Origin of the sequence: Amycolatopsis sp. NPDC051128 (assembly GCF_040682715.1) — a bacterium.
Classification (GTDB): Bacteria; Actinomycetota; Actinomycetes; order Mycobacteriales; family Pseudonocardiaceae; genus Amycolatopsis.
On record NZ_JBFBBN010000006.1, the window covers coordinates 1 to 25,841 of the forward strand.

At 70.8% G+C, this 25,841-nt stretch carries 27 protein-coding genes; 6 read left to right on the forward strand and 21 right to left on the reverse strand.

Annotated features, from left to right (window positions below; all coding sequences use genetic code 11):
- Positions 1-227 precede the first annotated feature (227 nt).
- Entirely contained in the window at positions 228-1,079 is an 852-nt protein-coding gene (locus tag AB0M82_RS08985) for a hypothetical protein (RefSeq protein ID WP_364718948.1), read from the forward strand.
- Positions 1,080-1,186: 107 nt separating this feature from the next.
- The gene (locus AB0M82_RS08990; RefSeq protein WP_364718950.1) at positions 1,187-1,753 is read left to right on the forward strand and encodes a hypothetical protein; all 567 of its coding nucleotides are present in this window, start codon (positions 1,187-1,189) and stop codon (positions 1,751-1,753) included.
- A 4-nt stretch (positions 1,754-1,757) separates the two neighbouring features.
- Here AB0M82_RS08990 and AB0M82_RS08995 read toward each other — a convergent pair whose 3' ends face one another.
- Positions 1,758-2,537: an enoyl-CoA hydratase-related protein gene (locus tag AB0M82_RS08995; RefSeq protein ID WP_364718952.1), complete on the reverse strand. Its 780-nt coding sequence runs from the start codon at positions 2,535-2,537 to the stop codon at positions 1,758-1,760.
- A 127-nt stretch (positions 2,538-2,664) separates the two neighbouring features.
- On the opposite strand from AB0M82_RS08995, the gene AB0M82_RS09000 reads away from it, so the two are divergent.
- Entirely contained in the window at positions 2,665-3,528 is an 864-nt protein-coding gene (locus AB0M82_RS09000; RefSeq protein WP_364718954.1) for an alpha/beta hydrolase, read from the forward strand.
- A 130-nt stretch (positions 3,529-3,658) separates the two neighbouring features.
- Here the strand turns inward: AB0M82_RS09000 and AB0M82_RS09005 are convergent, their stop codons facing one another.
- The 10 genes from AB0M82_RS09005 to ruvC all read right to left on the reverse strand — a co-directional run bounded on the left by AB0M82_RS09005 (position 3,659) and on the right by ruvC (position 15,030).
- Entirely contained in the window at positions 3,659-4,000 is a 342-nt protein-coding gene (locus AB0M82_RS09005) for a hypothetical protein (RefSeq protein WP_364718956.1), read from the reverse strand.
- A complete protein-coding gene (locus AB0M82_RS09010; RefSeq protein ID WP_364718959.1) occupies positions 4,000-5,670 on the reverse strand; it encodes a hypothetical protein in 1,671 nt (556 codons plus the stop codon). The genes AB0M82_RS09005 and AB0M82_RS09010 overlap by 1 nt, the downstream gene beginning before the upstream one ends.
- 254 nt (positions 5,671-5,924) lie before the next feature.
- Positions 5,925-8,279: a bifunctional (p)ppGpp synthetase/guanosine-3',5'-bis(diphosphate) 3'-pyrophosphohydrolase gene (locus tag AB0M82_RS09015; protein WP_364718962.1), complete on the reverse strand. Its 2,355-nt coding sequence runs from the start codon at positions 8,277-8,279 to the stop codon at positions 5,925-5,927.
- A 232-nt stretch (positions 8,280-8,511) separates the two neighbouring features.
- A complete protein-coding gene (locus AB0M82_RS09020) occupies positions 8,512-9,030 on the reverse strand; it encodes an adenine phosphoribosyltransferase (RefSeq protein WP_364718964.1) in 519 nt (172 codons plus the stop codon).
- A gap of 1 nt (position 9,031) precedes the next feature.
- On the reverse strand, positions 9,032-10,261 hold the full coding sequence (gene secF / locus AB0M82_RS09025; RefSeq protein WP_364718967.1) for a protein translocase subunit SecF: 1,230 nt from the start codon (positions 10,259-10,261) through the stop codon (positions 9,032-9,034).
- Position 10,262: 1 nt separating this feature from the next.
- Positions 10,263-12,032, reverse strand: a complete 1,770-nt coding sequence (secD, locus tag AB0M82_RS09030; protein WP_364718970.1) for a protein translocase subunit SecD — start codon at positions 12,030-12,032, stop codon at positions 10,263-10,265.
- Between the two features lie 217 nt (positions 12,033-12,249).
- Positions 12,250-12,648, reverse strand: a complete 399-nt coding sequence (yajC, locus tag AB0M82_RS09035) for a preprotein translocase subunit YajC (protein ID WP_364718973.1) — start codon at positions 12,646-12,648, stop codon at positions 12,250-12,252.
- Positions 12,649-12,769: 121 nt separating this feature from the next.
- Positions 12,770-13,843, reverse strand: a complete 1,074-nt coding sequence (ruvB, locus tag AB0M82_RS09040; protein WP_364718975.1) for a Holliday junction branch migration DNA helicase RuvB — start codon at positions 13,841-13,843, stop codon at positions 12,770-12,772.
- 9 nt (positions 13,844-13,852) lie between these two features.
- Positions 13,853-14,449 carry a Holliday junction branch migration protein RuvA gene (gene ruvA, locus AB0M82_RS09045; RefSeq protein WP_364718978.1) on the reverse strand — a complete coding sequence of 199 codons (597 nt, stop codon included), beginning with the start codon at positions 14,447-14,449 and terminating at the stop codon, positions 13,853-13,855.
- Entirely contained in the window at positions 14,446-15,030 is a 585-nt protein-coding gene (ruvC, locus tag AB0M82_RS09050) for a crossover junction endodeoxyribonuclease RuvC (protein WP_364719464.1), read from the reverse strand. The genes ruvA and ruvC overlap by 4 nt, the downstream gene beginning before the upstream one ends.
- Positions 15,031-15,103: 73 nt before the next feature.
- Here ruvC and AB0M82_RS09055 point away from each other — a divergent pair, with 73 nt between their 5' ends.
- Entirely contained in the window at positions 15,104-15,544 is a 441-nt protein-coding gene (locus tag AB0M82_RS09055) for a cupin domain-containing protein (protein WP_364718980.1), read from the forward strand.
- A gap of 1 nt (position 15,545) precedes the next feature.
- Here the strand turns inward: AB0M82_RS09055 and AB0M82_RS09060 are convergent, their stop codons facing one another.
- The 5 genes from AB0M82_RS09060 to AB0M82_RS09080 form a co-directional block, all read right to left on the reverse strand.
- Entirely contained in the window at positions 15,546-16,106 is a 561-nt protein-coding gene (locus AB0M82_RS09060) for a DUF4262 domain-containing protein (protein WP_364718983.1), read from the reverse strand.
- 194 nt (positions 16,107-16,300) lie between these two features.
- The gene (locus tag AB0M82_RS09065) at positions 16,301-17,056 is read right to left on the reverse strand and encodes a YebC/PmpR family DNA-binding transcriptional regulator (RefSeq protein WP_364718984.1); all 756 of its coding nucleotides are present in this window, start codon (positions 17,054-17,056) and stop codon (positions 16,301-16,303) included.
- A 41-nt stretch (positions 17,057-17,097) separates the two neighbouring features.
- Positions 17,098-17,715, reverse strand: a complete 618-nt coding sequence (gene pdxT, locus AB0M82_RS09070; RefSeq protein WP_364718986.1) for a pyridoxal 5'-phosphate synthase glutaminase subunit PdxT — start codon at positions 17,713-17,715, stop codon at positions 17,098-17,100.
- Between the two features lie 264 nt (positions 17,716-17,979).
- Entirely contained in the window at positions 17,980-18,300 is a 321-nt protein-coding gene (locus AB0M82_RS09075) for an AzlD domain-containing protein (RefSeq protein WP_364718988.1), read from the reverse strand.
- A complete protein-coding gene (locus AB0M82_RS09080) occupies positions 18,300-18,992 on the reverse strand; it encodes an AzlC family ABC transporter permease (protein WP_364718991.1) in 693 nt (230 codons plus the stop codon). Before AB0M82_RS09080 ends, AB0M82_RS09075 begins: the two co-directional genes overlap by 1 nt.
- A 68-nt stretch (positions 18,993-19,060) precedes the next feature.
- Between AB0M82_RS09080 and AB0M82_RS09085 the strand changes: the two genes are divergently transcribed.
- A complete protein-coding gene (locus tag AB0M82_RS09085; RefSeq protein ID WP_364718993.1) occupies positions 19,061-19,624 on the forward strand; it encodes an XRE family transcriptional regulator in 564 nt (187 codons plus the stop codon).
- Between the two features lie 170 nt (positions 19,625-19,794).
- Here AB0M82_RS09085 and AB0M82_RS09090 read toward each other — a convergent pair whose 3' ends face one another.
- Positions 19,795-20,556, reverse strand: a complete 762-nt coding sequence (locus AB0M82_RS09090; RefSeq protein WP_364718996.1) for an AfsR/SARP family transcriptional regulator — start codon at positions 20,554-20,556, stop codon at positions 19,795-19,797.
- A gap of 207 nt (positions 20,557-20,763) precedes the next feature.
- Positions 20,764-21,741, reverse strand: a complete 978-nt coding sequence (locus tag AB0M82_RS09095) for an AsnC family transcriptional regulator (protein WP_364718999.1) — start codon at positions 21,739-21,741, stop codon at positions 20,764-20,766.
- A 185-nt stretch (positions 21,742-21,926) separates the two neighbouring features.
- Here AB0M82_RS09095 and AB0M82_RS09100 point away from each other — a divergent pair, with 185 nt between their 5' ends.
- Positions 21,927-22,607, forward strand: a complete 681-nt coding sequence (locus AB0M82_RS09100; protein WP_364719002.1) for a hypothetical protein — start codon at positions 21,927-21,929, stop codon at positions 22,605-22,607.
- A gap of 48 nt (positions 22,608-22,655) precedes the next feature.
- Here the strand turns inward: AB0M82_RS09100 and AB0M82_RS09105 are convergent, their stop codons facing one another.
- From AB0M82_RS09105 to AB0M82_RS09115, 3 genes are all read right to left on the reverse strand, one after another.
- Positions 22,656-24,191, reverse strand: coding sequence for an FAD-dependent oxidoreductase (locus AB0M82_RS09105; RefSeq protein ID WP_364719004.1), 1,536 nt, complete (start codon positions 24,189-24,191; stop codon positions 22,656-22,658).
- Positions 24,192-24,202: 11 nt separating this feature from the next.
- Positions 24,203-24,697: a nuclear transport factor 2 family protein gene (locus AB0M82_RS09110; RefSeq protein WP_364719007.1), complete on the reverse strand. Its 495-nt coding sequence runs from the start codon at positions 24,695-24,697 to the stop codon at positions 24,203-24,205.
- A gap of 238 nt (positions 24,698-24,935) precedes the next feature.
- The gene (locus AB0M82_RS09115; RefSeq protein ID WP_364719010.1) at positions 24,936-25,832 is read right to left on the reverse strand and encodes a DUF6807 family protein; all 897 of its coding nucleotides are present in this window, start codon (positions 25,830-25,832) and stop codon (positions 24,936-24,938) included.
- Positions 25,833-25,841: the final 9 nt, after the last annotated feature.

Sequence of the window (25,841 nt, forward strand, 5' to 3'; positions counted from 1 at the left end):
CCCACTCCCTTTAATTCCAATTTGTGCTAAATACACACCATAATTGGGCCATTCACGGCCTTCCGTTGACCGCTTGCGCGGCAGAGGAATCCTTACTCCCGGCCTTGGCCGTTCACGTCGTTGCCGACCACCCACCCGGGAGCAAGATCTGAACCACGTCCGCACCGGCCCCGTGTAAGGGGGCAACACCGGGACCCCGCACGGGTCTCCGGGGAGAGGTGCCGACGATGGTCGAAAACCGGGTTCCCGCGGTGCGCCGTGTCCTCGGGCGAAGCGGCCAGGTCGCCTGCGCCGGTGTCCTCTTCGCCGTGTTCGCCGGCGGCCCGGCGCTCGCGCAGAACGAGCCGCCGCCTCCGCCGTCGGTGAAGTACTTCGTCGTCCCGCACGCCGAGAACCCGGACGACATCACGCTGTTCCGGATCGCCGAACGCGCGCTCGGCGACGGGCAGCGCTTCCCCGAAATCTTCCGGCTCAACCAGGGTAGGCCGCGGCCGGACGGGACGCCGTTCACCGATGCCACGGCGATCGAGCCCGGCCAGGTGCTCCAGCTGCCCGACGACGCCGAGGACCCCGCCGTGCGGTTCGGGCCGCTGCCCACGGCACCGCTGCCCGCGGCGCCACCGCCCGCCCCGGCCGCGCAGGCCCCCGTTCCGGCCGAAGAGACGCCGGGCCTCGGCGTCGGGCTGGCCTCGGCCGTCAGCGGCACCGGTGGCCTGCTGACCGGCCTGATCGCCGGGCTCTGGTGGCGGCGCCGCCACCAGCTCCTCCCTCCGCCACCGTTCGTGCCGCTCGCACCCGAGGAGGACGAGGAGGACGACGACGGGGCCGGCTCGGTCAGCGGGACCCTGCCGATCCCGGTCGTCGTCCCCCGGCCGCGGCCGGACACCGCGCCGGAGGTGCTGCTGCGGGACGAACCGATCACGGCCGAGCACTCGATCATCGTGCTCGACACGGCCGGCACCCAGGTGATCGCCGCGATCCGGCCGGGCACGCGGTTCCACTTCCGGCTCGGCCAGGAGCCGGGCTTCGCGGACAGCTCCACCGTGCTCGTCGTCGACGAGCAAGGCGATCGGTCGTGACCGGCGACGTCGTGGCCCCCAGTACGTGCCGGGTCACTCTGCGCTGAACGGCGCAACCGGCGCCGGAACACTGGCCTTCGGCCCACCGGTGCCGCGATAGTCGGACGATGACCTGGGATCCGTTCGGGACTCTGCACAAGGCGTTGTGGATCGGCGGCGCGCCCTGGACCGGAAAGTCCACCGTCGCCCGGCTCCTGGCCGAGCGGCACGGGCTGACCACCTACCACCACGACGACCGGGGCGACGGCGGCCCGGTCGCGCCCCCGGTCGGCGCCACGGCCGCGGACCTGTTGAACGAAACCCTCGCGGAGGCGCGGCTGCGCTTCCGCTGGGCGCTGGAAGACCTGCGCGCGCTCATGTCGCCGCGGCCGATCCTCGCGGAGGGGCAGGGGCTGCGCCCCGACCTCGTCGCCCCGCTGGTGGATTCGCCGGGCCGGATGGTGGTGCTGGTGCCGACCGAGCTGTTCCGCCAGCACCAGCTGCGGCACCGGCCGGACGAGCCCACGATCCCGGAGCAGCGGACCCGGCTGACCCGCGACCGGATGCTGGCGGCGCAGGCCGTGCGGTCGGCGCGGGCGCTCGGCATCCGCGTCATCGAAATCGACGGCAGGCTCGATCCCGCGGGCGTCACGGACGTGGTCGCCGTGCACTTCCGCGAATACCTGGAAGCCTGAGCGGTCAGCGGTGGGTGAAGCGCGGCGGGCGGCGCGCCAGGAACGCGGCGACGCCCTCCGCGTAGTCCTCGCCGTGCAGCGCTTCGGAGCGGATCTCTTCGACCTCGGCGTCCGAGGTCTCCTGCCCGGCGACGATCTTCTCGATGATCCGGTTCATCCCGCGGATCGACGCCTGGGAGCGCGCGCACAGCGTCGCCGCGAACTCCAACGTCGACGACTCCAGGTCGCCGGCCGGGAAGACGTCGTTGAGCAGGCCGATCTCGCGGGCACGACCCGCCGTGATCAGCTCACCGGAGAGCAGGAAGTACTTGGCGTGCGCCGGACCGACGAGCGACACGAGCTGCCGCGTCGAATCGAAGTGGTAGACGATGCCGAGCTTCGCCGGGGTGATGCCGAACCGCGCGCCTTCGGCGGCGAACCGGAAGTCGCAGGCGACCGACACCTGGCAGCCGCCGCCGATGCAGTTGCCCTGGATCATCGCCACCGAGGGCTTCCGCATCGCGGTCAGCGCGGCCACCGCGCCCTCGACGGCCTTGTCGTAGCTCGCCGCGCCTTCCGCCGTCGTCCGCAGCTCGCCGAACTCGCTGATGTCCGCGCCCGCGGAGAAGTGCTTGCCCGCGCCCGCGATCACCAGCACCTTCAGCGCCGGGTCGGCCTCCACCTCGGCCACGACGGCCGGGATCGCCGACCACATGCCGTAGGTGATCGCGTTCATCTTCTCCGGCCGGGTCAGCGTGAGCCGGGCGATCTCGCCGTCGCGGGTCAGGTGGAATCCGTCGGTCATGGCGGGAATCTAACAGCGGCGCGAAGCGCCTCCGTTGAGGGCGGTGGTGGGGAGGAAGGCGGAGCTAGACGCTCGCCCTGAGCGAAACCGGCGGTGTGTGACGCGGTCGGGTGGCTAGCTTGGGGCCATGGCGATGATCGAGGTGGGCGGGACGGCGTTCGGCTACGACGAAGCGGGTGAGGGGCCCGCGGTCGTCCTGCTGCACGCCGCCCTGGGCGACCGCAGGATGTGGGACGCCCAGTTCACCGCGCTCGCCGCCACCCACCGGGTGATCCGCTACGACCGCCGCGGCTTCGGCGAAACGGCCGACAGTCCCGGCGAGTACGCCCACTACGAAGACCTGCTGGCCTTGCTCGATGCCCGGGGGATCGAGCAGGCGGCGCTGGTCGGGGCGTCGATGGGCGGGGCGTGCGCGCTGGACGCCGCGCTGGCCGCCCCGGAGCGGATCACCCGGCTGGCGCTGCTCGGTTCGGGCCTCACCGGGCACACCTGGCCGGACCACATGCAGGCGGACTTCGCGCGGCTGGCCGCCGAAGCGGTCCCGGACGGCCGCCTCGCCCGCTACGCCGCCCGCGAGGCTGACGTCGATCCGGCGGACGTGCGCGCGATGGCGGACGCCAACATCCGCTACCTCGTCGCCGGGCCGGAGCGGGACGTGTCCGTGCTGCCGGCCGGGATGCTCGCGCTGGTCCGGGAAATGTGCGAGCAGGTGTACCGGCACGGCTGGACGGCTCCACAGTGGACGGAGCGGATCCCGGACACCCGCCACCGGCTGGCCGAGATCCGGACGCCGGCGCTGGTGGTCATCGGGACGTCGGACGCGCCGGGACTGGTGGAGCTGTCGGCGCACCTCGCGGAGTCGTTGCCGGACGCGGAACTGGTGGAGCTCGCCGACACCGGGCACCTGCCGTCAATGGAACGCCCCGAAGAAGTCAACGCCCTGCTGCGGAAGTTCCTTCTGCCGAACGGTTCCCAGCGGCGTCCGGGCTAGTGTCGCGCGTCGCAAGTTGTTCGACGTTCGGGCCGAGCGCCCCAACGTGGCGTTCGGTGCGTCCAACGCACCCAAAGCCACATTGGGGCGCAAACCCGGGCCCCGTCAACGAACCCTTGGACGCGCGACACTAGGTGAAGATCTTCTGCACCTGGTCGGAGATCTTCGCCACCAGCTCGGAGAACTGCGCCAGCCCGCCCAGCAGGCCCTTCACCTTTTCCCAGCGGCTGCGCACCACCGCCGGCTCCGCCGCGTCGCCCGCGCGCAGGTCCGCCGTCAGGTCGGTCAGCGTGTCCTCCAGGACCTCCTGCTTCGCGAGATCCTTGCCGCGCACCTCGGCGGTCAGCCGCTCGACCAGTCCCAGCAACGACGCGACCGTGGTGCCGGTGTCGCCGCCCTCGATGCCGGTCTGGGTGATGCGGCCCGAGTTGTCGCCGCCGATGCTGACCTTGTTCGTGATGCGGTGTCCCATCAGGCCTCCGTCCTGGTCAGGCGGCCGGCTGTCCTCGGCGGGCGCGGCCGGGGGCCCCTCTGCCCGGTCTGGGTGATCGGGCCGCGGTTGTCGCCGCCGATGGTGATGTCGTTGTTGATCACGACCGCCGCCTGCTCCTCGAACTTCGCCGTCGAGAACCCGGCCTCGCCGAGCAGCCGGCCGATCGACGGCAGGAGCCGGCTTTCGATGATCTTCTCGTACCGTTCGATGTCGACGAGCTGGAAGTAGTCGGTGAACAGGTTCACCGACGCGAGCTCGCGCAGGGTGTTCCCGGCGCCGTAGCGGTCCGGGTCGAGGACACCGGGCTCGCGCTTCGGCTGGCGGATCCACGACACGAGGTTCGCGATCCGGCCCGGCAGGCTCGCCGGCATTTCCAGCCAGGCCAGCAGGCCCTGGCCGAACGGGCGCAGCGAGTCCTGGCGCATCTTGTCCACCACGCGGTATTCGGCCCGGATCGGCGGCAGCATGAACGGCGTCCACTCGACGTACAGCGTCGTGTCGTCCACCGCGACGTGCAGGAAAGTGGTGAGCACCAGTTCCCGGTCCCAGGTCTCCACCTGGAAGCACAGGTAGTAGCGCGCCCATTCCTTCGGCTCCGTCCGGAGCCGGTCGACGTCGGCCGCGCTCAGCCGCGTGTGCGGCGCGTGCCCGATGTCCGGCAGGTAGGCCGCGGCCTCCGGCTCCGCCAGGTGGTCGAGGAGCTCGGACGCCGGGGTGTACACCGCCTCGGTCACGGTCAGCCCGGCCAGCCGGTGGTCCGGCGACAGCGTGCGCGATTCGCGGAGGTTCCCGATCGCGACGCGGATCTCCTCGTACAACGTCTCGGTGGTGAGTTCCCGCCGCGTCTCCGGGTCGCCTTCTTCGTCGTCGAGCCGCTCCAGCGGGATCGCCATGGACCACGCGTCCCGGCGGAACCCGGCTCCCACGAACGGGTTGTAGCCGCGGTACACCACCAGTGGCGCGCCGGGCGTCTCGGCGGGTTCGCCGTCCCCCTGGTAATGGGCGAGCTGCCCGCGGAAGTCTTCGGTGAACAGCCCGATGAGGCCGCCGCCCGGCGTGGGCGCGGTGTGACGCTTGAAGCGCGTCGTCAGCAGGTTCCACAGGGACCAGCGTTCGACCGTCACCAGCACGAACACGACCACGGCGAGCACGATGCCGACGACGAGCCGGGCGGTGTCACCACCGCTGGATTCTTCGTAGTAGTAGTCGTAGTCGCGGTAATACCGGTCGTCGGAGCCGAAGAGCTCGTCGCCGTAAGCCAGCAGCAACCAGGCGACCACGACGGCGGCCCCGAGCACGGCCGCCGTCTTCGGGTTGAACGGCCGCTGAGACGCGTACGCGCCTTTCTTCGCCCTGGCGAGCATGAGCACGACCGACAGCGCGATCCAGCCGTAGAGCATCGGGTTGTCCCACGACAGCCCGATGACGACGACCATGAGCCCCACCAGCAGGCCGTCGTAGTTCTTCCGGCGCACCCGCGCCCGTACCGCCTCCGTGAGCACGCGGCCCGCGTCGAGCCCCTGCGACGGCGGCACCGGCCGGGTGGGCTCGACGAGGAACTCGGTGATCGCCCGCGTGCTGTAGCCGGGATCGAGGTAGGACGCCGCGCACAGGTAACGCGTGGTGTCGTCAGCCGGGCCTGCGGACATGCTGCTCCCTCGGGTTTCTCCGGAAGGTTCGACGGTCCACCAGTGCGATTCGCCGACCGTAGCACGCGCCGAACAGCGTCCGGGGCGGCATTTCGGCCATGATCTTGCCCGGGAATAGGGCACGATCTTCGATTCCGGAAATGGTCCGGTGCCGTTGCCGGCAATTCCTCGGCGGACGGCCGGACGGGTTACGACAACAGCGTCACCCGCGCGCGATTTCGTTCAATTCGGACCGCCACGCCGCGGCCCGCCTTCTAGGACGCCGAGGTCACGCGGTAGACGTCGTAGACGCCTTCCACGCCGCGGACCACCTTGAGGACGTGGCCGAGGTGCTTCGGGTCGCCCATCTCGAACGAGAACCGGCTGACCGCGACCCGGTCGCGGGACGTCGTCACCGAGGCCGACAGGATGTTGACCTTCTCGTCGGCCAGCACCTTGGTCACGTCCGAGAGCAGCCGGTGCCGGTCGAGCGCCTCGACCTGGATGGCGACCAGGAACACCGACGACGCCGACGGCGCCCATTCGACCTCGACCAGCCGCTCGGGCTGGGACTGCAGGTCACCGGCGTTCGTGCAGTCGGTCCGGTGCACCGAGACACCGCCGCCGCGGGTGACGAAGCCGAGAATCTCGTCGCCCGGCACCGGGGTGCAGCAGCGGGCGAGCTTCGCCCAGACGTCGCTGGCGCCCTTGACCACGACGCCGACGTCGTTGGAGCCGCGGCGCCGGGTCACCGTCGACGGCGTGGCCCGCTCGGCGAGTTCCTCCTCCGCCGCGTCGACCCCGCCGATCAGCGCCACCAGCCGCTGCACGACGTGCTTCGCGCTGGTGTGGCCCTCCCCGACCGCCGCGTACAGCGACGAGATGTCGGCGTGGCGCAGTTCGGTGGCCACCGCGCCCATCGACTCCGCGGAGACCAGCCGCTGGATCGGCAGCCCGACCTTGCGGATCTCCTTGGTGATGGCTTCCTTGCCGCCTTCGATCGCCTCGTCGCGGCGTTCCTTGGCGAACCACTGCCGGATCTTGGCGCGGGCCTTCGGCGAACCGGCGAACTGCAGCCAGTCGCGGCTCGGGCCGGCGCTCTCCGCCTTCGACGTGAAGATCTCGATGACTTCGCCGTTCTCGAGCTTCCGCTCGAGCGCGACCAGCCGGCCGTTGACGCGGGCGCCGATGCAGCGGTGCCCCACCTCGGTGTGCACGGCGTAGGCGAAGTCGACCGGCGTCGACTCCACCGGCAGCGTGATCACGTCACCCTTCGGCGTGAACACGAAGATCTCGCGCGAGGCCAGTTCGTAGCGCAGCGACTCGAGGAAGTCGCCCGGGTCCGCCGCCTCGCGCTGCCAGTCGAGGAGCTGGCGCATCCACGCCATCTCGTCGACGTCCATGGCGTTGCCGTTGTGCGTGCCCTTGGTCTCCTTGTACCGCCAGTGCGCGGCGATGCCGTACTCGGCGGTGCGGTGCATCTCGTAGGTGCGGATCTGCACCTCGAGGGGCTTGCCGTCCGGGCCGATCACCGTGGTGTGCAGCGACTGGTAGACGCCGAACCGCGGCTGCGCGATGTAGTCCTTGAACCGGCCGGGCACCGGCTGCCACAGCGCGTGCACGACGCCCATCGCCGCGTAGCAGTCGCGGACGTCCTCGACCAGGATCCGCACGCCGACCAGGTCGTGGATGTCGTCCAGGTCGCGGCCGCGGACGATCATCTTCTGGTGGATCGAGTAGTAGTGCTTCGGCCGGCCCTCGACCTTGGCGGTGATCCGCGACGAGACGAGGTTGCTGGTCAGGTCGGTGATGACCGACCGCAGGTAGATGTCGCGCGAGGGGGCGCGGTCGGCGACCAGGCGCACGATCTCGTCGTACTTCTTCGGCTGCAGGATGGCGAACGCGAGGTCCTCCAGTTCCCACTTCACCGTGGCCATGCCGAGCCGGTGGGCCAGCGGCGCGAGCACCTCGAGGGTCTCGCGGGCCTTGCGGGCCTGCTTCTCCGGCGGCAGGAACCGCATGGTGCGCATGTTGTGCAGCCGGTCGGCGAGCTTGATGACCAGCACCCGCGGGTCCTTGGCCATCGCGATGACCATCTTGCGGATGGTTTCGGCCTCGGCGGACGTGCCGAGCTTGACCTTGTCCAGCTTCGTGACGCCGTCGACCAGCTCGGCGACCTTCTCGCCGAAGTCGGCCTTCAGGCTTTCGACCGCGTAGCCGGTGTCCTCGACCGTGTCGTGCAGCAGGGCCGCGACCAGGGTGGTGGTGTCCATCCCCAGCTCGGCGAGGATGGTGGCGACGGCGAGGGGGTGGGTGATGTAGGGGTCGCCGGACTTGCGCCGCTGGTTCCGGTGCAGCTCCTCGGCGACGTCGTAGGCGCGCTGCAGCAGCCCGAGATCGCCGTTCGGGTGGAGTTCGCGGTGGATGACGGCGAGGGGCTCGAGGACCTGCTTGACCGGGGCGGCGCGCTGCGCGGTGATCCGCCGGGCGAGCCGCGCCCGGACCCGCCGGGTCGCGGACGGGTTCGGCGCCGCGCCGTTCGGCTTCGGCGACGCGGGCTGTGCCGCCGCCTGCCCGCTCTGCTGGGCGCCCTCTTTCTTGGGCACCGCGGCGTCGAGCTCCTGGCTCACCCGCACCTCCTGCTGCTCGTGCGGCCTTCGGACCACCAGGGTAGCCGCTGCGCCTCGCGGCCCTCTCGGGTGCGCCCGTTCAGGGTGACCGGAGCCCGTGGACCTGCCGGTTCACCTCGGCGAACCCGTCACCCGCGTGATTGAAGCCGTGACTCGCGTGATTGAAGCCGGATCTCGCGAGTTACGGCTCCAATCACGCGAGATCGGTCTCCGATCACGCGGGTGACGGGTTTCAGCAGACCTGCAGTGCGTGGACCTTCCGGTCTCCGAGAGCCTTGCGGCCGCCCAGCGCGGCCAGCTCCAGGACCACGGAAACGCTCTCGACCACCGCGCCGGCGTCCTCGAGGAGCTTGCTCGTCGCCGCGACCGTGCCGCCCGTGGCCAGCACGTCGTCGAGGACGGCGATCCGCTGGCCCGGCCGGACCACGCCCGAGGGCAGCTCGACCGTCGCCGTGCCGTACTCCAGCGCGTAGTCCACCCGGCCCGCCACCTGCGGAAGCTTGCCGGGCTTGCGGATGAGCACCACGCCGAGGCCGCGGGCGTACCCGACGGCCGCGGCGAGCAGGAACCCGCGGGCCTCCACGCCGGCGAGCGCGTCGACACCCGCGTCGATGCTGCCCGCCAGCGCGTCGGTCACCGCTCGGAACGCGCCCGCGTCCGCGAACAGCGGGCTCAGGTCGCGGAACAGTACGCCGGGCTCCGGAAAGTCCGGTACCTCGCCGATCAGGCCGAGTGCCTCGTCCAAGTCCACGTCAGCGCTTCCGCTTGCCCGCCGGCTTGCCCGACGGACGCTGCTTCTGGATCCGGTTGGGCACGCTGGCCGCGGCCGCGTACGCCTTCTCCTTGCGCAGCTCCTTGGCCAGCGCGTCGTCGTCCGAGGCGTCGAAGTCCCCCGCGCCGGCCGCCTTGCGCTCCTGGCTGACCCGGCGCTGCCGGACCCGCTCGGCCTGCTGCACGTACTTCGGGTCGCGCATCTTCAGGTCGACCAGCAGCGGCGTGGCCAGCGCGACCGACGACAGCACGCCGACCAGGGTGCCGGTCAGCTGCACCAGCGCCAGGTCCTGCAACGTGCCCGAGCCGAGCAGGACGTACCCGACGATCAGCAGGCCCAGGATCGGCAGCAGGGCGATGAACGCCGTGTTGAACGATCGCATCAGGGTCTGGTTCAGCGCCAGGTTCGCGGCCTCGCCGTACGTGCGGCGGGTCAGCCCGAGCAGGCCGCGGGTGTTCTCGCGGACCTTGTCGAACACCACCACCGTGTCGTAGAGCGAGAACCCGAGGATCGTCAGCAGGCCGATCACGGTCGCCGGGGTGACCTCGAAGCCGACGAGCGAGTACACGCCCGCGGTGACCAGGATGTCGTGCAGCAGCGAGACCAGCGCCGCCACGGCCATCCGCGCGTCGAAGTAGATCGCGAGGAAGATGACCACCGCGACGAGGAACACCGCGAGCGCGAGCAGCGCCTTCTGCGAGATCTCGCCGCCCCAGGACGCGCTCACCGCGCTGTCGCTGATCGCCTGGACGCTGGGCTGGCCGTTGACGCCCTTCGGCCCCAGGTCCTGGAACAGGCCCTGCTTGACCTTCGCGACGTCGCCGGCGTTCAGCGTGTCGGTGCGGATCTGGATGGTCGACGCGTTCCCGGTGCCGACCTTCTGCGTCTCCGTGGCCGGACGGCCGAGCGCCTTCTGGAACGACTCCTTGGCCTGGTCCTCGGTGATCACGCCATGCGTGCCGTTGGCCGGCATCTGGATCTGCGTGCCGCCCTCGAACTCGATGCCGATGTTGAAGCCGCGGAAGATCATCGACAGGAGGCACACCAGCACCAGCGTGCCGAAAAAGAGGTACCAGCGCTTGCGCTTGCCGACGACGTCGAACGCGCCGGTACCCACGTAGAGCCGGTGGAAGACGCTTTCCTTCTTGCCGGGCTTCGCCACCGTCTTGGCGTTGCCTTCGGCGTCCGTGCCCAGTTCTTCGACCCCCATGTCAGGCCTCCTTCACGTTCGCGCGGCCGACCGAGGTCGACTTCTTCCGCTGCGAACCCAGTTGCTGCACGGCGCCGAGGCCCAGATGCCTCGGATTGGACAGGAACGACGACTTCGACGTGGACACCATGGCCACCAGCGGGTGCGTCACCAGGTACACGACCACCAGGTCGAGCACCGTGGACATGCCGAGGGTGAACGCGAAGCCCTGGACGTCGCCGACCGCGATGACGTACAGGATGGCCGCGGCCAGGAAGCTCACGCCGTCCGAAGCCAGGATGGTGCGCCGGGCGCGGACCCAGCCGCGCGGCACCGCGGACCGGAACGTCCGGCCCTCCCGGATTTCGTCCTTGAGCCGTTCGAAGTAGATGACGAACGAGTCCGCCGTGATACCGATGGCGATGATCAGGCCGGCGATGCCCGCCAGGTCCAGCGTGTAGCCGATCCAGCGGCCGAGCAGCACCAGCACCGCGAACACCAGCGCGCCGGACAGCGCCAGCGACAGGATGGTGAGCACCCCGAGCAGCCGGTAGTAGAACAGGCAGTAGATGAACACCACCAGCAGGCCGATGCCGCCGGCGATGAGCCCGGCCTGCAGCGAGGCCAGGCCGAGGGTCGCCGACACCGTGGTCGCGTCGGAGGACGCGAACGACAGCGGCAGCGAGCCGTACTTCAGGATGTCCGAGAGGTCCTTCGCCTCGGACTGGGTGAACTTGCCGGTGATCTGGGTGTTGCCGTCGAGGATGGCCACCTGGATGTTCGGCGCGGACACGACCTGCGTGTCGAGGACGAAGGCGGCCTGCTGGTTCACGTTCTTCGACGTGAAGTCGCCCCAGATCTTGGTGCCCTCGCTCTTGAAGCTGAGGTTCACCACCCACTGGCCGTTCTGCGAGTTGTAGGCCGAGTTCGCGTCGGCGATCTCGGTGCCCGGCAGGAACTCCGGCTCCAGCAGGTACTTGTACGTGTCGTGGTCACCGCAGGCGACCAGCGGCAGCTTCGGGTCGTCGTTGCCCTCGAGGGGGTCCTTGGCGTTCGGCGCGCAGGTGAGCGACGCCATCGCCTGCGCGACGAGCTCCTGGTTCGGCTGGCCGTCCTTGCCGATCAGCTGCGGGTTCTGCCGGACCGACTTGGCGGCCTGGATCTCCTTCGCGGTCTCGGCGTCGACCGAACCGTCGGAGGGTGCCGGCGCCGGGGTCGACGCGGGCGGCGTGCTGGGGCTCGGCGGGGCGGGCGACGTGCTCTGCTGCTGCGCGGGCGCCGCACCCGGCGCCCCACCGCCGGCCGCCTTGCTCGTCGTCGGCGCACCGGACGTCGCGGGCGGCTTCGAGGTGCTGGGGGCCCCCGAGCTCGGCGCTGCCGGCGGCGGCGCCGTCTGCGGCGGCACGACCGGCTGCGTCGCGTTCGAGACCACCTTCCGGAAGCCCAGCTTCGCGGTCTTGCCCAGGTTCTTCGCCTGGTCGCCCTGCTCACCGGGGACGGTGATGACGACGTTGTTGCCGTCGAGGAGGACCTCGGTGCCGCCGACGCCGATCCCGTTGACGCGCCGTTCGATGATCTGGCGCGCCTGGTTCAGGGACTCCCGGGTCGGCTGGCCGCCGTCCGGAGTACGGGCGGTGAGCGTGACCCGGGTGCCGCCCTGCAGGTCGATGCCCAGCTTCGGGGTCGGCTTGTGGTTGCCGGTGAGGAACACCAGCGCGTACAGCACGATCACGATCAGGGCGAACAGGGCGAGATAGCGTCCCGGGCGGAGATGCCCGGCCGATGCTGCCACGGTGCTTCGGTCTCCTCGGACTGGGTGGACCCCAACGTTGCGGTGCCCGCCCGGAGGGTTCCGGGCCGGGACTGTGTGCGATTCACTCCCGGGCACGGGTATGACGGCGGACACGCACGCAGCACCGAGACACTACTCGGTGCTGCGTGAGCCCGGCGTGCGAGGCCACACCGACTTTCGTCGGGGTTTTCCGGCCTGCCCAGGAAGCCCGCGGGGCTTACTTCTTGCCGTGCTCCAGCGGCGGCGCCACCTGCGCGGTGGTCTGCGGCTCGTCGTCCTTGACGACCGGCTCGGCGATCGTCTCCTCGGCGGGGGCGTCCACCTCCTCGGTGGCGTCCTCGTCGATCTCGACGACCGGCTCCACCTTCTCGCGGACGGCGATCCGCAGCCAGGTGGTGACGACGCCGGGGGCGATCTCGATGTCGATCGTGGTGTCGCCCGAAGCGTCGGCGACGGTGCCGTAGAGACCCGAAGTGGTCATCACGCGGTCACCGGGCGACAGGCTGCTCATCAGTTCCTGCTGCGCCGCCTGCTGCTTCTTCTGCTTTCGCGTGCTCATCACCAGCGGCACCGCGAGGACGAGCACGAGCAGCAGGGGCAGCATTAGCTGTTGCATGATTCTCCGTTCGACGGACACCCGGGCCCAGCCGAATTGTCCGGTTTTTGGGTATGTGCTCCGGTCAAGTGTGCCAGGTACCAGCGCGGACGCCAGCACCCACCCCGCCGGTACCGGCCGGTCAGGCCTGCTCGAAGAGCGTCGGCCCGGCCTGGTCGGGGCGCCCCGGCAGGTCGGCGGGCGGGACCATGCCGAGGTGTTCCCACGCGGTCGCGGTGGCGACCCGGCCACGCGGGGTGCGGGCGAGCATACCGGCGCGGACCAGGTACGGCTCGCACACCTCTTCCACGGTGGTCGCCTCCTCCCCCACGGCGACCGCCAGCGTCGAGATGCCCACCGGCCCGCCGCCGAAGGACTTGGTCAGCGCGGTGAGCACGGCCCGGTCGAGCCGGTCGAGGCCGAGCTCGTCGACGTCGTAGACGGCCAGCGCGGCGCGGGCGACGTCGACGGTCACCCGGCCGTCGGCGCGGACCTCGGCGTAGTCGCGGACGCGCCGCAGCAGCCGGTTCGCGATCCGGGGCGTGCCCCGCGAGCGGCGGGCGATCTCCGCGCAGCCGTCGCGGTCGATCGGGATGTCGAGGATCGTGGCCGCCCGCCGGACGACCAGCTCCAGCTCGGCGTCGGTGTAGAACTCCATCTGGCCGGTGAAGCCGAACCGGTCCCGCAGCGGGCCGGTCAGCGAGCCCGACCGGGTGGTGGCCCCGACCAGCGTGAACGGCGCGATCTCCAGCGGGATGCTCGTGGCGCCCGGGCCCTTGCCGACCACGACGTCGACCCGGAAGTCCTCCATCGCCAGGTAGAGCATCTCCTCGGCGGGGCGGGCGATCCGGTGGATCTCGTCGATGAACAGCACGTCGCCGGGGGCGAGGTTGGACAGCATCGCGGCGAGGTCGCCCGCGCGTTCCAGCGCCGGGCCGGAGGTGATCCGGATGGCCGCGCCCAGCTCGGCCGCGACGATCATCGCCATCGACGTCTTACCCAGCCCGGGCGGGCCGGACAGCAGCACGTGGTCGGGCGGCACCCCGCGGCGCCGCGCGCTCTCCAGCACCAGCTCCAGCTGCTCGCGCACGCGCGGCTGGCCGACGAACTCGTCGAGCTTGCGGGGCCGCAGCGTGCCCTCGACGTTCTCGTCGCCGGTCTGGGCCCACGCCGAGAGGGCGTCGTCCTCTTCGTCGGTCACGGCGTCATGGTCCATCAACGCGCCCTACCGCTTCCGGCCGAGGGTGGCCAGGGCGGCGCGCAGCACGGTCGGGGTGGTGTGGCCGTCGCCGTCGGCCAGCACCTTGTCCACCGCCTGCTCGGCCTGCTTCGCCGGGAACCCGAGCCCGGCCAGCGCTTCGACGACCTCGGCCCGCAGCGCCCCCGGCGCGGACACGGCGGCCGGATCACCGGCACCGCCCAGGGAGGTGACCTTGTCGCGCAGTTCGAGGGTGAGCCGTTCGGCGCCCTTGCGGCCGATGCCGGGCACCGAGGTGAGCACGGTGATGTTGCCTTCCACCAGCGCGGCACGCAGCTTGCCGGGGTCGAGGACGGCGAGGGTGGCCAGCGCGAGCCGCGGCCCGATCCCGGACACCGTCTGCAGCAGGCCGAACAGCTCCCGCGCGTCGGCGTCGGCGAAGCCGAACAACGTCAGCGAGTCCTCGCGCACGACCAGCGCGGTGTGCAGCCGGGCTTCTTCGCCGCGGCGCAGGGTGGCCAGCGTCGCCGGGGTGGCCTGTACGGCGAAGCCGACGCCGCCGACCTCGACCACCACGTGGTCCAGCCCGACCGACAGGACTTCACCGCGTACCGACGAGATCATCGTGCTGCTCCTGGGTTCTTCGCCTGTTTCGCCGCGGCGGCGAGCCGGGCCTTGTGCGTGCGGGCCATCTCGGCCGCGCGGGCTTCGGCCTCGGCGAGCCGGGCTCGCATCGGCTCCCGCCAGAGGTGGCAGATGGCGAGGGCGAGCGCGTCCGCGGCGTCCGCGGGCTTCGGCGCGACCTCGAGGTTGAGCAGGCGCATCACCATGGCGGTGACCTGCGCCTTGTCCGCCCGGCCCGACCCGCTGACGGCGGCCTTGACCTCACTCGGCGTGTGGAAGACGACGGGCAGCCCCCGCCGGGCGGCGGCCAGCGCGACGACCCCGCCGGCCTGCGCGGTGCCCATCGCGGTCCGGACGTTGTGCTGGGCGAAGACGCGCTCGACCGCGACGGCGGCGGGCTTGTACTTGTCCAGCCACCGCTCGACCTCGTCGGAGATGCCGAGCAGCCGGTGCGCCAGATCGGCGTCGGCCGGCGTCCGCACCACGTCGACGGCGACGCAGCGGACGGCCCGGCCCTTGCCGCCGTCGACCACTCCCAGGCCGCACCTGGTCAAACCGGGGTCGACCCCGAGCACCCGCACCCGCATTCCTCCCGCCGCGAACATCAGTTCGAGTTAGCAGGCTACTGGGCGCCGGTCCGGCAGGATGGGTGACATGCCGGAGCCGTCGGATTTCGTCATTCACCTGGGCCTTCAGCCGTTGCCCGTCGAAGGCGGGCGGTGGGCGCAGAGCTGGCGGTCCGACGCCGGGTCCGCGATCTACTACCTGCTCGTCGCGCCCGAGCACTCCGCGCCGCACCGGCTGGACCGCGTCGAGGTCTACGCGCACCACGCGGGCGCGCCGGCCGCGATGCTGCTGCTGCACCCCGACGGCTCGGTCGAGCGGCCCGTGCTGGGAACCGACGTCGCCGCGGGGCAACGTCCCCAGGTCGTCGTGCCCGCCGGGACCTGGCAGGCCACCGTCACGCGCGGGGAATGGAGCCTGCTCGGCACGGTCGTCGTGCCGCCCTACACCGACGACTGCGTGGAGTTCGCGTCGGCTTCGGAACTCGCTCTGGAGTACCCGGAAGCGGCCGCCGACCTGCGCGCGCTGTGACTCAGGGTCCGTCGACGCCGGGGGTCCAGCTCTCCGGATCGCCGCTCTCGGTCAGCACCGGCTGCCACTCGGCGAAGCCCGCCGGCGCGTCCGGGTGCCAGGGGAACTTGCCCTCCGGCGTCGCGACGATCAGCTGCAGCGCCGGGAAGTCGCCGTCCGGGTAGATGAGGAACGCCGAGCCGAAGTACTGGGGGTAGTGCCCCTTGGCGACGCGCTCGAAGACCACCGGGACGCCGTCGAAGAAGTCGTCGTAGCGCGTGCCGACCTCGAAGATCTCGCCGTTGGCCGCGCGGTCGACGTAGGCGTCGAGCAGGACCGGGCCCATCTGCTCCGGGAGGCCGACCACCACCGCCTCCGGCACGTTGTGCAGCGCCCACGCGCAGGCGGTGAAGCAGTAGCCGGCGCCCTGGTCGTCCCCGGCGACCGTGATGACGGCGTTGCCGCGGTCCTTGGCCTGCTCCTCGATCCAGGCGACGAGGCGCTGTTCGTCCGCGGTCAGCTCGGCGGCGATGTCGGCGATGTCAGCGGAGGCGGCGGGGGTCGTCGAGGTCACGGCGCACATTGTGCCCGACGAGCCCGCCGCCGCCCAGTACCCGGTCCGGTTAAGTTTCCGGTTCTCGCCGGAACGCCTTGCGGGACAAGGGAAAAAGAAATGCGCCGAGGGACAGCTCCCTCGGCGCATTTCGCCGTTCCTCGGCCTCTGGAAAGCTACACAGTGCGTACACGCCTGAACGCCATCCGCGCCGCCTCACCGTCTCAGCCCACTTCGGCGAGCACCTCGTCCGAAACGTCGAAGTTCGCATAGACGTTCTGGACGTCGTCGCAGTCTTCGAGGGCGTCGATCAGCCTGAAGACCTTCTTCGCGCCCTCGACGTCCAAGGGCACGTTCACCGTCGGGAGGAAGGTGAGCTCCGCGGACTCGTACTCGAACCCGGCATCCTGCAGTGCCTTGCGCACCGGCACGAGGTCGCCGCCTTCGCAGACGATCTCGAAGCTCTCGTCGAGGTCGTTGACCTCTTCGGCGCCCGCGTCGAGCACCGCCATCAGGACGTCGTCCTCGGTGGCGTCACCCTTGGACATGATCACGACGCCCTTGCGGTTGAACATGTAGGCGACCGAACCCGGGTCGGCGAGGGAGCCGTTGTTGCGCGTGAGCGCGGTGCGGACCTCCATCGCGGCGCGGTTCTTGTTGTCGGTGAGGCACTCGATCAGCACCGCCACGCCGTTGGGGCCGTAGCCCTCGTACGTGATGTCCTGCCAGTCGGCGCCACCGGCCTCTTCGCCGGCGCCGCGCTTGCGGGCGCGCTCGATGTTGTCCTGCGGGACCGAGTTCTTCTTCGCCTTCTGGATGGCGTCGTAGAGCGTGGGGTTGCCATCCGGGTCGCCGCCACCGGTGCCGGTCCGCGCGGCCACCTCGATGTTCTTGATCAACCGCGCGAAGAGCTTGCCGCGCTTCGCGTCGAGGTTGGCCTTCTTGTGCTTCGTGGTGGCCCACTTGGAGTGGCCGCTCATCTCTCCTCCATCTGTTCCGTACCCCGGCCGGGCACCGCGTCTCAGGCAGCCTGTCGCACGAGGTCGACGAACAGCCGGTGCACGCGCACGTCGGGCGTCAGTTCCGGGTGGAACGCGGTCGCCAGCACCGCCCCTTGCCGGACCGCGACGATCCTAGCGGCCTCGTCTCCCACGCCGGGCACGCCGCTGACCGTGGCCAGCACCTCGACGCCGTCACCGGCCTTCTCGACCCACGGGGCCCGGATGAACACCGCGTGCACCGGGCCCTCGACGCCGGCGAAGTCGAGGTCCGCTTCGAACGAGTCGACCTGCCTGCCGAAGGCGTTGCGCCGGACGACCACGTCGAGCCCGCCGAGCTGCTGCTGGTCCGGCCGCCCGTCGAGGGTCTGCCGGGCGAGCAGGATCATCCCGGCGCACGAGCCGAACGCGGGCAGCCCCTCGGCGATCCGCGCCCGCAGCGGCTCCAGCAGCTCGAAGGTCTCCAGCAGCCGCGACATCGTGGTCGACTCGCCGCCGGGCAGCACCAGACCGTCCACTTCGGACAACTCGGCGGCGCGGCGCACCGGCTTCGCCCGCGCGCCCGCTTCCGCCAGCATCGCGACGTGCTCCCGCACGGCGCCCTGCATGGCGAGCACACCGATGAGCGGCTCCGACGACACCCGACCTCCCGAAAGACCTTCCCACCAGCCTAGACGCCCGGCCCCACCGGTTGACCGGCAGGTCAGCCCGGCGGTCGGCAAAGTCGCTTTCCGCCGCCTCCGGGCCGCCTCCCCACTCGGCTTGGTGTCGCGAATGACTCATTCGCGACCTCGCAGTCTCGCAGGTCCCGAATGAGTCATTCGCGACCAACGAACCCCTCGCAGCCACCCCTCGCCAAGAGACTTGCCGGGTCCTTGCCGGAGCCGGCGCGGTGGACGGCTCGGTCAGGGCACCCCGGCCAGGCGCAGCAGGGCCGTGGTGACCGCGGCCGCCACGACCACCAGCACGAACGGCGCCTTCCGCCAGGCCAGCACGCCGGCGACCAGCACCCCGGCCGGCCGGGCGAAGCCGGCGAACCCGTGTCCCTCGGTCAGCGCGCTGACCACGACCAGCGCGGCGAGCAGCACGACCGCCGCCAGCGCCATCAGCCGTTCCGCCTTCGGCGACAGCTTCACCCGGCTGCGCAGCACCGGCCCGGCGAACCGGAACGCGAACGTGCCGACGGCCAGCACGGCCGTGCCGATCAGCAGCTCCACCCCGTCCATCAGCGCGCCTCCTCCAGCCGGGGTTCCTTCGCCGCGACCCCGGCCACGACGCCGGCCAAGGCGAGCAGCACCGGCAGCCCGGCCGGCAGGAACGGCGTCGCGGCCAGCGCGACCGCCACCCCGATCAGCACCGGCAGCCGGGCCGCCTTGTCGCGCAGCGAGGGCAGCACGAGCGCCAGCAGCACCGCCGGGAAGGCGGCGTCCAGGCCGAAGACGTCGGTGTCGCTGATCGCCGTCCCGGCGAACGCGCCGGCGACCACCCCGATGTTCCAGCACGTGAACAGGCCGATCCCGCAGGCCCAGTACGCCGCGCGGCGCCGGTGCACCTCCCGCTGGGCCAGCGCGAACGCGACCGATTCGTCGACCATCAGGTGGCTGCCGGCCAGCCGGGCCGACCACCGGCGGCCGAGCACGTCGCCGATCGCGAAGCCGAACGGCAGGTGCCGCGCGTTGGCCAGCAGCCCGGCGAGCACGGCCGCGAACGGGTTGCCGCCGGCGGCCACGATGCCGATGAACATGAACTGGGACGCGCCGGCGAAGACCAGCAGCGACATCAGCATCGGCAGCCACAGGGGGAAGCCCGAGCTCACCGCGATGGCGCCGTAGGACACGCCCACGAGACAATCGGCGAGACAGACCAGGCCGACATCACGGGCGAGGCCCCGATCGAGTGTTCGCCAGATCGAACGCATGTGTTTTATAGTGAACGCTCGGCCGCATGTTCGTCAAGGCGAACAGACAGACTGATGGAGCGAACGCCATGTCGCAGGAAGCCACCGGGGCGCCGCTGGAGATCATCGCGGCATCGCTGCGCCGCGAGCGCACCCGCGCGGGGCTGTCGCTGACCGAGGTCGCGCGCCGCGCCGGCCTGGCCAAGTCGACGCTGTCCCAGCTCGAATCCGGCACCGGCAACCCCAGCGTCGAGACGCTGTGGGCACTCGGCGTCGCCCTCGACGTGCCGTTCTCCCGGCTGGTCGAGCCGGACCGTCCCAAGGTCCGCGTCATCCGCGCCGGCAAGGGCCCGACGGTGTTCGCCGAACATGCCGACTACGCGTGCACGCTGCTGTCGGCCTGTCCCCCGTCGGCGCGGCGGGACATGTACCTCATCCGCGCCGAGCCCGGCACGCCACGCCGGTCGGATCCCCACATGACCGGCGTGATGGAGCACATCGTGCTGTGCGCGGGACGCGCCCGGGTCGGCGTGCTGGAGGCGCCGGAGGAACTGAACCCCGGCGACTACATCTCCTACCCAGGCGATGTCCCGCACATCTTCGAAGCCCTCGAGCCGGGCACGTACGGCGTCGAGATCTCGGAGTACGTCTAGGACGTCAGCCGGCTCGAACTACCTGGTCGCGCCGGCCGAAGCAGGCGACGCCACGGCACGACCGAAGCCCCCGCGATCATTGTCCACGATGGACAGAACGTGTTCGACGTCCACCATGGATGCTTCGCGATTCGATTCGGCAACCGGCACGCCGCGGGTCCGGCGGTGCGTCAGCCCGCAGGCTCCAGCACCTCATTGTCCCCCAGCAGGTCCACGAAAAGCCGGCGCAGCGGCAATGCCGGCTCGACCCCCAGCTCGTCGGCCATCGCGCGCCGCAGGCCGTGGTAAGACTGGAGTGCGCGGCCGCGGCATCCGCTGCGGTAGAGGGCCAGCATGTACTTGGCGTGCAGCCCCTCGTGCAGTGGATACTCCCGCACCAGCCCGGCGAGCTCGGCGAGCACCTCGCGGTGCCGGCCCCGGTTCAGCTCGATGCCCAGACGGCGCTCGGCGACCGCGATCCGGGCCTCGGCCAGCGAAGCCGCCGCGCTGCGCAGGAGACGGCCGTGTTCGACGTCCGCCGCGAGGTCGCCCCGCCACAGCCGGTCGGCGCGCTGCCACAAGGCGATGGCCGCGTCCTGGTCGGTCGCCAGCGCGGCTTCGGCCGCGTTCAGCAGGTTGTCATGGACAGCCAGGTCGACCGCCTCGTCCGGCAGGGTCAGCTGGTAGCCCGCCCGGCGCGTCCGCAGCACCTCTTCCGCCACCTCGGCCGCGCTCAGCCCGGTGACCTCGGCGAGGATCTTCCGCAGCTGCACGATGTAGGTCTGCATGGTCGGCACGGCGGTCTTCGGCGGCGTGTCCTCCCACAGCTCCTCGATGAGCGACGCGCAGGACACGAACTGCCCGTTGCGCACCAGCAGCAGCGCGAGCACCTGGGCCACCTTCGGGCTCACCCGGACCCGCCCCGAATCGGCGATGAGCTCGAGCGGCCCCATGATCGAAAATATCACGACAAATTCCCCCCAGTCGGCGTCCGCACTGTCGAATACGGACACCTCTTCGACGTATCGTCAAATAGTTGAAATTTCTCCCCCGCGCCCCCGCGGCCATGCCGGAAGCCTGCACACCACACCAAGAGCAGCCCCAAGCCTACTCCGAGAATAGCGCGCTCAACGGCACATATCGAGACCCGCGGCCGTCACTCATTCGGGGGTCATCCTTATGGCGAGCTTCAAGATCTGCATGACCGGCGCCGTTTCCACGTGGCCGATCCCGTCGAGGCCGCCGATCTCACCCGTGAGATATTCGAAGAGGTGCCTGCTGTCCCGGCAGATGGCGAAGGCGAGCAGGTTCGTGCTGCCGGTCGTCGCGGCGGCGAACGAGATTTCGGCATGCCGCGTGAGCGCTTCGGCGACCTGGACCAGCCGCTGCGGCCGGACCTGGAGCCACAGCAGCACCTGGGCGTCGAACCCGATCAGGTGAAAGTCCACGTCGATGTCGAAGAACAGGACACCGTTCGCGCGCAACGCCTCCAGCCGGCGGCGGACGGTGTTCTCCGCCCAGCCGCTGACCTCCGCCAGCCGCTGCAGCGAACTGCGGCCGTCTTCCAGCAGCGCGTTGAGGATCGCCCGGTCCCCTTCGCCGAGCACGACCTCGTCCACCTCGTCCACTTCGGGGAGGCCGGCGTGCAGCAGATCCAGCTGTTCCCTGCTCAGCTCGTCGGTCATGCCCGGCCAGGCGACCGGCCCTCCGACGAAGGTGTTGAGGATCTTGTGCGCCGTCACCGAGACCACCTGCGGCGTGTTCGCCAGCCGGTGCAGCAGCGTGCGCCGCCGGTCGTCGACGACCGGGGTCCGCACGACACAGACGATTTCGGTTCCCCCCGAGGTCAGGCTGACCCACGAAGTGTCCTCGCGGCGCGCCAGCGCGGCGGCGATCGACTTGGCCGCGTCCGGCGCGGTGCGCAGGCGCACGAACCATTCCGCCTGCCTGAGCGGCGCCGGCTTCAGCCGGGCCACCACGCTCATGCCGATGTCGCTCTGCAGCCGCCGGTACCGGCGCGCAACGGTCTGGTCGGAAACCCCCAGTATTTTTCCCAGCCTGCTGAAGGAAATCCGGCCGTCGACCTGCAAGGCGTGCAGGATCTGCAGTTCCAGGCTGTCCAAAGTACTCTTCCCCACCTCCGTGAGCTTAACAGCCGTGGGGGGTTTCAGCAAAAGAAGCGCGCTGCAGCGCGTGATTCCTGGACATCAGGCTCCTTATTAGTCGAAATCATGGAAGATCAGCCCGTAATGTGGTGAGCCGTATTTCGGTGGCCGATCCTCGACTCCGTACCTCGTATCCCGAAACGAAAGAGGATCCACCAATGGTGAAGACGGACATCCGGCTCCCGCCGTCCGGCACCCGGCTCGACTTCGTGGCGGCCCGGACCCGGACGCTCGGCAAGTACGTCGTGGGGTGCCTGCACTTCGCGGCGGGCGCCTATCTGTTCATCCACTCCCGGCTCGGCACCGACCCGCTGGACACGTTCGCGCTCGGTGTCCTCGAGCACCTGCCGCTGACCGTCGGGATCGTCCAGACGTCGGTGGCGGTCGTCTGCGTCGGCGTCGTCGCGCTCTGGGGCCGCCGCCGCCCGCCGATCGCGCCCCTGTTCACCTTCTTCTTCTGTGGCTCGATCATCGATCTGGAGCTGCGGCTCGACTGGATGGCGAAGTTCGCCGCACCGTCGCTGACGGTACTGGTGGCCGGCACGGTGCTGTGTGCCTACGGATCGGCGCTGATCATCATGAGCGGCTTCGGAATCCGCTCCATCGACCTGCTCGCCATCGAAATCGGCACGCACTGGCGCTGGCCTTTCTGGGCGGCCAAGGGGGCGATCGAGCTCACGCTGCTCGGGGCCGGCTTCGCGCTCGGCGGTCCGGCCGGGCTTGGCACCCTGTTCTTCCTGGTCGGGGTGGATCTGCTGATCCAGCCACTGGTGTGGGTCAACAGCCGGCTGTTCGGACTGGTGAACCACGGGATCCCCGCGCGGACCGTGACCGCCTGACACCACCGGTCCGGTGAGCTCCGGCGGAGCTCACCGGACCGTGGCCCGTCAGGCCGGCACCCCGAACCAGGTGCCCAACGCCGTCTCCAGCGCCGCCAGATCCGCGGGGACACCCGGGCGCGCCACCCAGGCGACACACGCGTCAGGACGGAGCAGCAGGGCTTCGGCGCCGGTCTCGCCGGTTCCGCCGGTGACCACGCGCACCCGCTCGGCCCACCGCGTGACGAACGCCGGCGGCTGCCCACCCTGCCAGAGCAGCACCCCCCGCCCGTCGTGCGGCAGCGCGGCCAACCGTTCGACAGGCCCCGGGAGCTTGACGTCGGGGCAGAGCGTGCCCACGAGCGGGTCGGCGTCGCCGAACTCGTAGCGGGTGTCCAGCCCGGCCATCAGATCGCCGATGAACAGGTTGACCTCGTCGAGCTCCAGTATCTCGGCGAACAGGCGGCGGAGGGCCCGGCTGTGGCTGTCCGGCCGCATCAGGGCGATCTGCGCCCGGGTGTTGTCCAGCAGGGCCTCGGCCACCGGGCGGCGTTCGGCGCCGTAGGTGTCGAGCAGGTCATCGCCGGTCCACCCGCGCAGGCGGGCGGCGAGTTTCCAGGCGATGTTCACGGCGTCGATGAGCCCGACGTTCAAGCCCTGCCCACCGACCGGCGCGTGGATGTGCGCCGCGTCCCCGGCCAGCAGGACCCGGCCGCTCCGGTAGTCCGCGGCGAGCCGGGCTTCGTCGTTGAACCGGCCACCGGCCTTGAACTCCGTGATGCCCAGGTCGATCCCGCTGACCCGGGCGACGGCCGTGTGCAACTCTTCCCGCGTGATCGGGCCGAGTTCCGTGGACTCGGGCGAGAACTCGAGGGCCGCGACGCGGTCGACGCCGAGGCCCCACACGAGGATCCCGTGCTCGACCTCGTGGATGCCGGCGGGCAGCTGCGCCGGGTCGGCCAGCTCGACCACCCCTTGACGGCCCAGCATCGTGGCCGCGGTGCCGGGGAAGCCGAAGCCCGCGAGCCGCCGCACCGCACTGCTCCCGCCGTCGCACCCGAGCAGGTACGCGGTGCGCAGTTCCCGCCGCCCGCGCGGCGTGTCGGCCACCACGGTGACGCCCTCGTCGTCCTGCGTGAGCCCGACGACCTCGTGGGCGGTCAGCACGGTGACGCCGAGCTGCCCGGCACGGCGGCGGAGGATCTCGACGAGCGCCGGCTGTGGCACCCGCATCCGGCGCCGCGCGGGGTCCGAGCGCCGGGCGAAGTCCAGCTTTTCCAGGCCGGCGAAGTGTTCTCGCTGTGCCTTGTCCAGCGCGTCCACCGCGACCTGGTCGCCCGCGGCGCGGGCCTCCTCTGCCATCTTCGCGTACCCGGCCATGGTCGCTTCCTCGGCCTCGGCCAGCTCGGCGCGCAGACCCAGCCGGTCGAGCGCCTCGATGGCGAGCGGCCCGACCGAACCGGCCTTGAGGATCCGGTCCGGCTGGGACCGGCGTTCGAGCACCAGCACAGGGATCCCGGCGGACGCAAGCTCGCAGGCGGCCATCAGGCCGACCGGCCCCGCACCGGCGATCACCACGGGGCAGGGCACGGCTTCGTTCGTCATCAGCTGCTCCTTCACCTGGTCGTGTTGCGGGAGCCGGCGAGCTGCATGATCGTCCGGTTCCCGGTGGCCCACAGGGGGAACAGCACGACCGCGGTGATCAGCCAGCGGTCCTCGGCGCGTTCCAGGGCGAACTCGTAGCGGCCACCGAGGGTCCAGTCCGGCGCGCCGGAGTCGTTGGGGAGGTGGTGCGCGGCGACGAGGTTCGCCGTGCACTTGGCGGTGTCGCCCGAAAGCTCGATCACCTGGCCGGTGATCAGGTGCTGGGTGACCTTGAGGTTTTCGAGCACCCCGCGCCAGGTGCCGACCACACCGGCGGGGTCGGTGGTGATCGGGTCCTTGCCGTGCAGCCGCGAATAGTCGATCACCACCGTCGGCGCCAGCAGCTGCACGAGCCGGTCCCATTCGTGGGTGTCCACGCGCAGGCCGAATTCGGCGGTCAGCTCGGTGATGGCCCACCGGTCGGCCAGTTCGCGGCCGGGGACGGCGGGCGCGTCGGTAACTGTCATGTGGTGTTCTCCTGCCGGGATCGGGGACCAGGACACGACCCGGTCCGGTCCGGTATCCCGACCCTTTCGTGTCCGCCTAGAACCGGAGCTGAGATCCGGCAGGAATCCGCCCGGCCGGCGTGGACGCGCTGAAGGGGGCCTCGCACGCCGGGGGTGGCGTGGAAGCCCCCTTCAGCAGGACGCGGTGCCGGGCCGGCCTGGGGGATTCCGGCGGACACCGTCAGGGACGTCCGGGCGCCTACAGTTCGCCGGCGAACGCCCGGATCCGGTCCCGGTCCCAGGCGCCGTCGGCGACGACGATCCGGTGGTCCCGGGTCAATGTGGCGGCGGGAGCGAGGTAGCGGCGCTGCCGCGCGGCGAGGCCGAACCCGATCCCGGGATACTCGGAGCTGTTCGCGTACCAGCTCGTGTGGTTCTCCGGGTCGTCGACGAACACCATGGTGGCGCGGGCGCCGTCGCCGACCTTGCCGGTGAAGCCGAGCCAGGCCGTGCTCTCGCCGTCGAGCTGCTGTTCACCCGAGGTCTCGGGGCCGATGACGTCCCCGTTCTGCATCGACATCGGCCCGCGCCAGAAGAGGCCGCTGTAGCCCCAGCCCGGCCGGCCGGTGGCGTCCCTGCGCCCGTCGCTGCCCGGGGTGGCGAAGTGGAGCCAGTCGTCGGTGACGTTGGTGAGCGCGTACCTGAACCGCAGGACCCACGCGGACTCCGCCTCATCGACGCGCTCGACCTCGATCAGCCGGTTCTCCTCCAGCAGGACGATGCCAGCCTTGCTCGTCCAGTGCAGCAGCTCCGACACCCCGCCGGACTCGTGAACCGCGTACTTCTGGCTCTGGACTTCGCCGCGGTCGTCCCGCATCACGTAGCCGTGCACGGGCAGGTAGGTCGCCGGGCCCCAGAAGTTCGTCTCGGCCACGTTCTGCGCGGCCAGGAAGATCCCGTGCAGGTAGGGATGGCCGGCCGGCTTGATCTCGGTGACCTCGTGGCCCCGCAGCGTGCACGCCGGGTGGATGTAGGGGTACTGCGCGGTGGCGAAGGGCGACGGGCCGACCGGCGGCTTGCGCACGTAGGTCATCAGCGGGGTGTCGCCGTACGCGAACGCGAGGTACTCGGGGAACTCCGAAATGGTGACGGACATGGCTTCCTC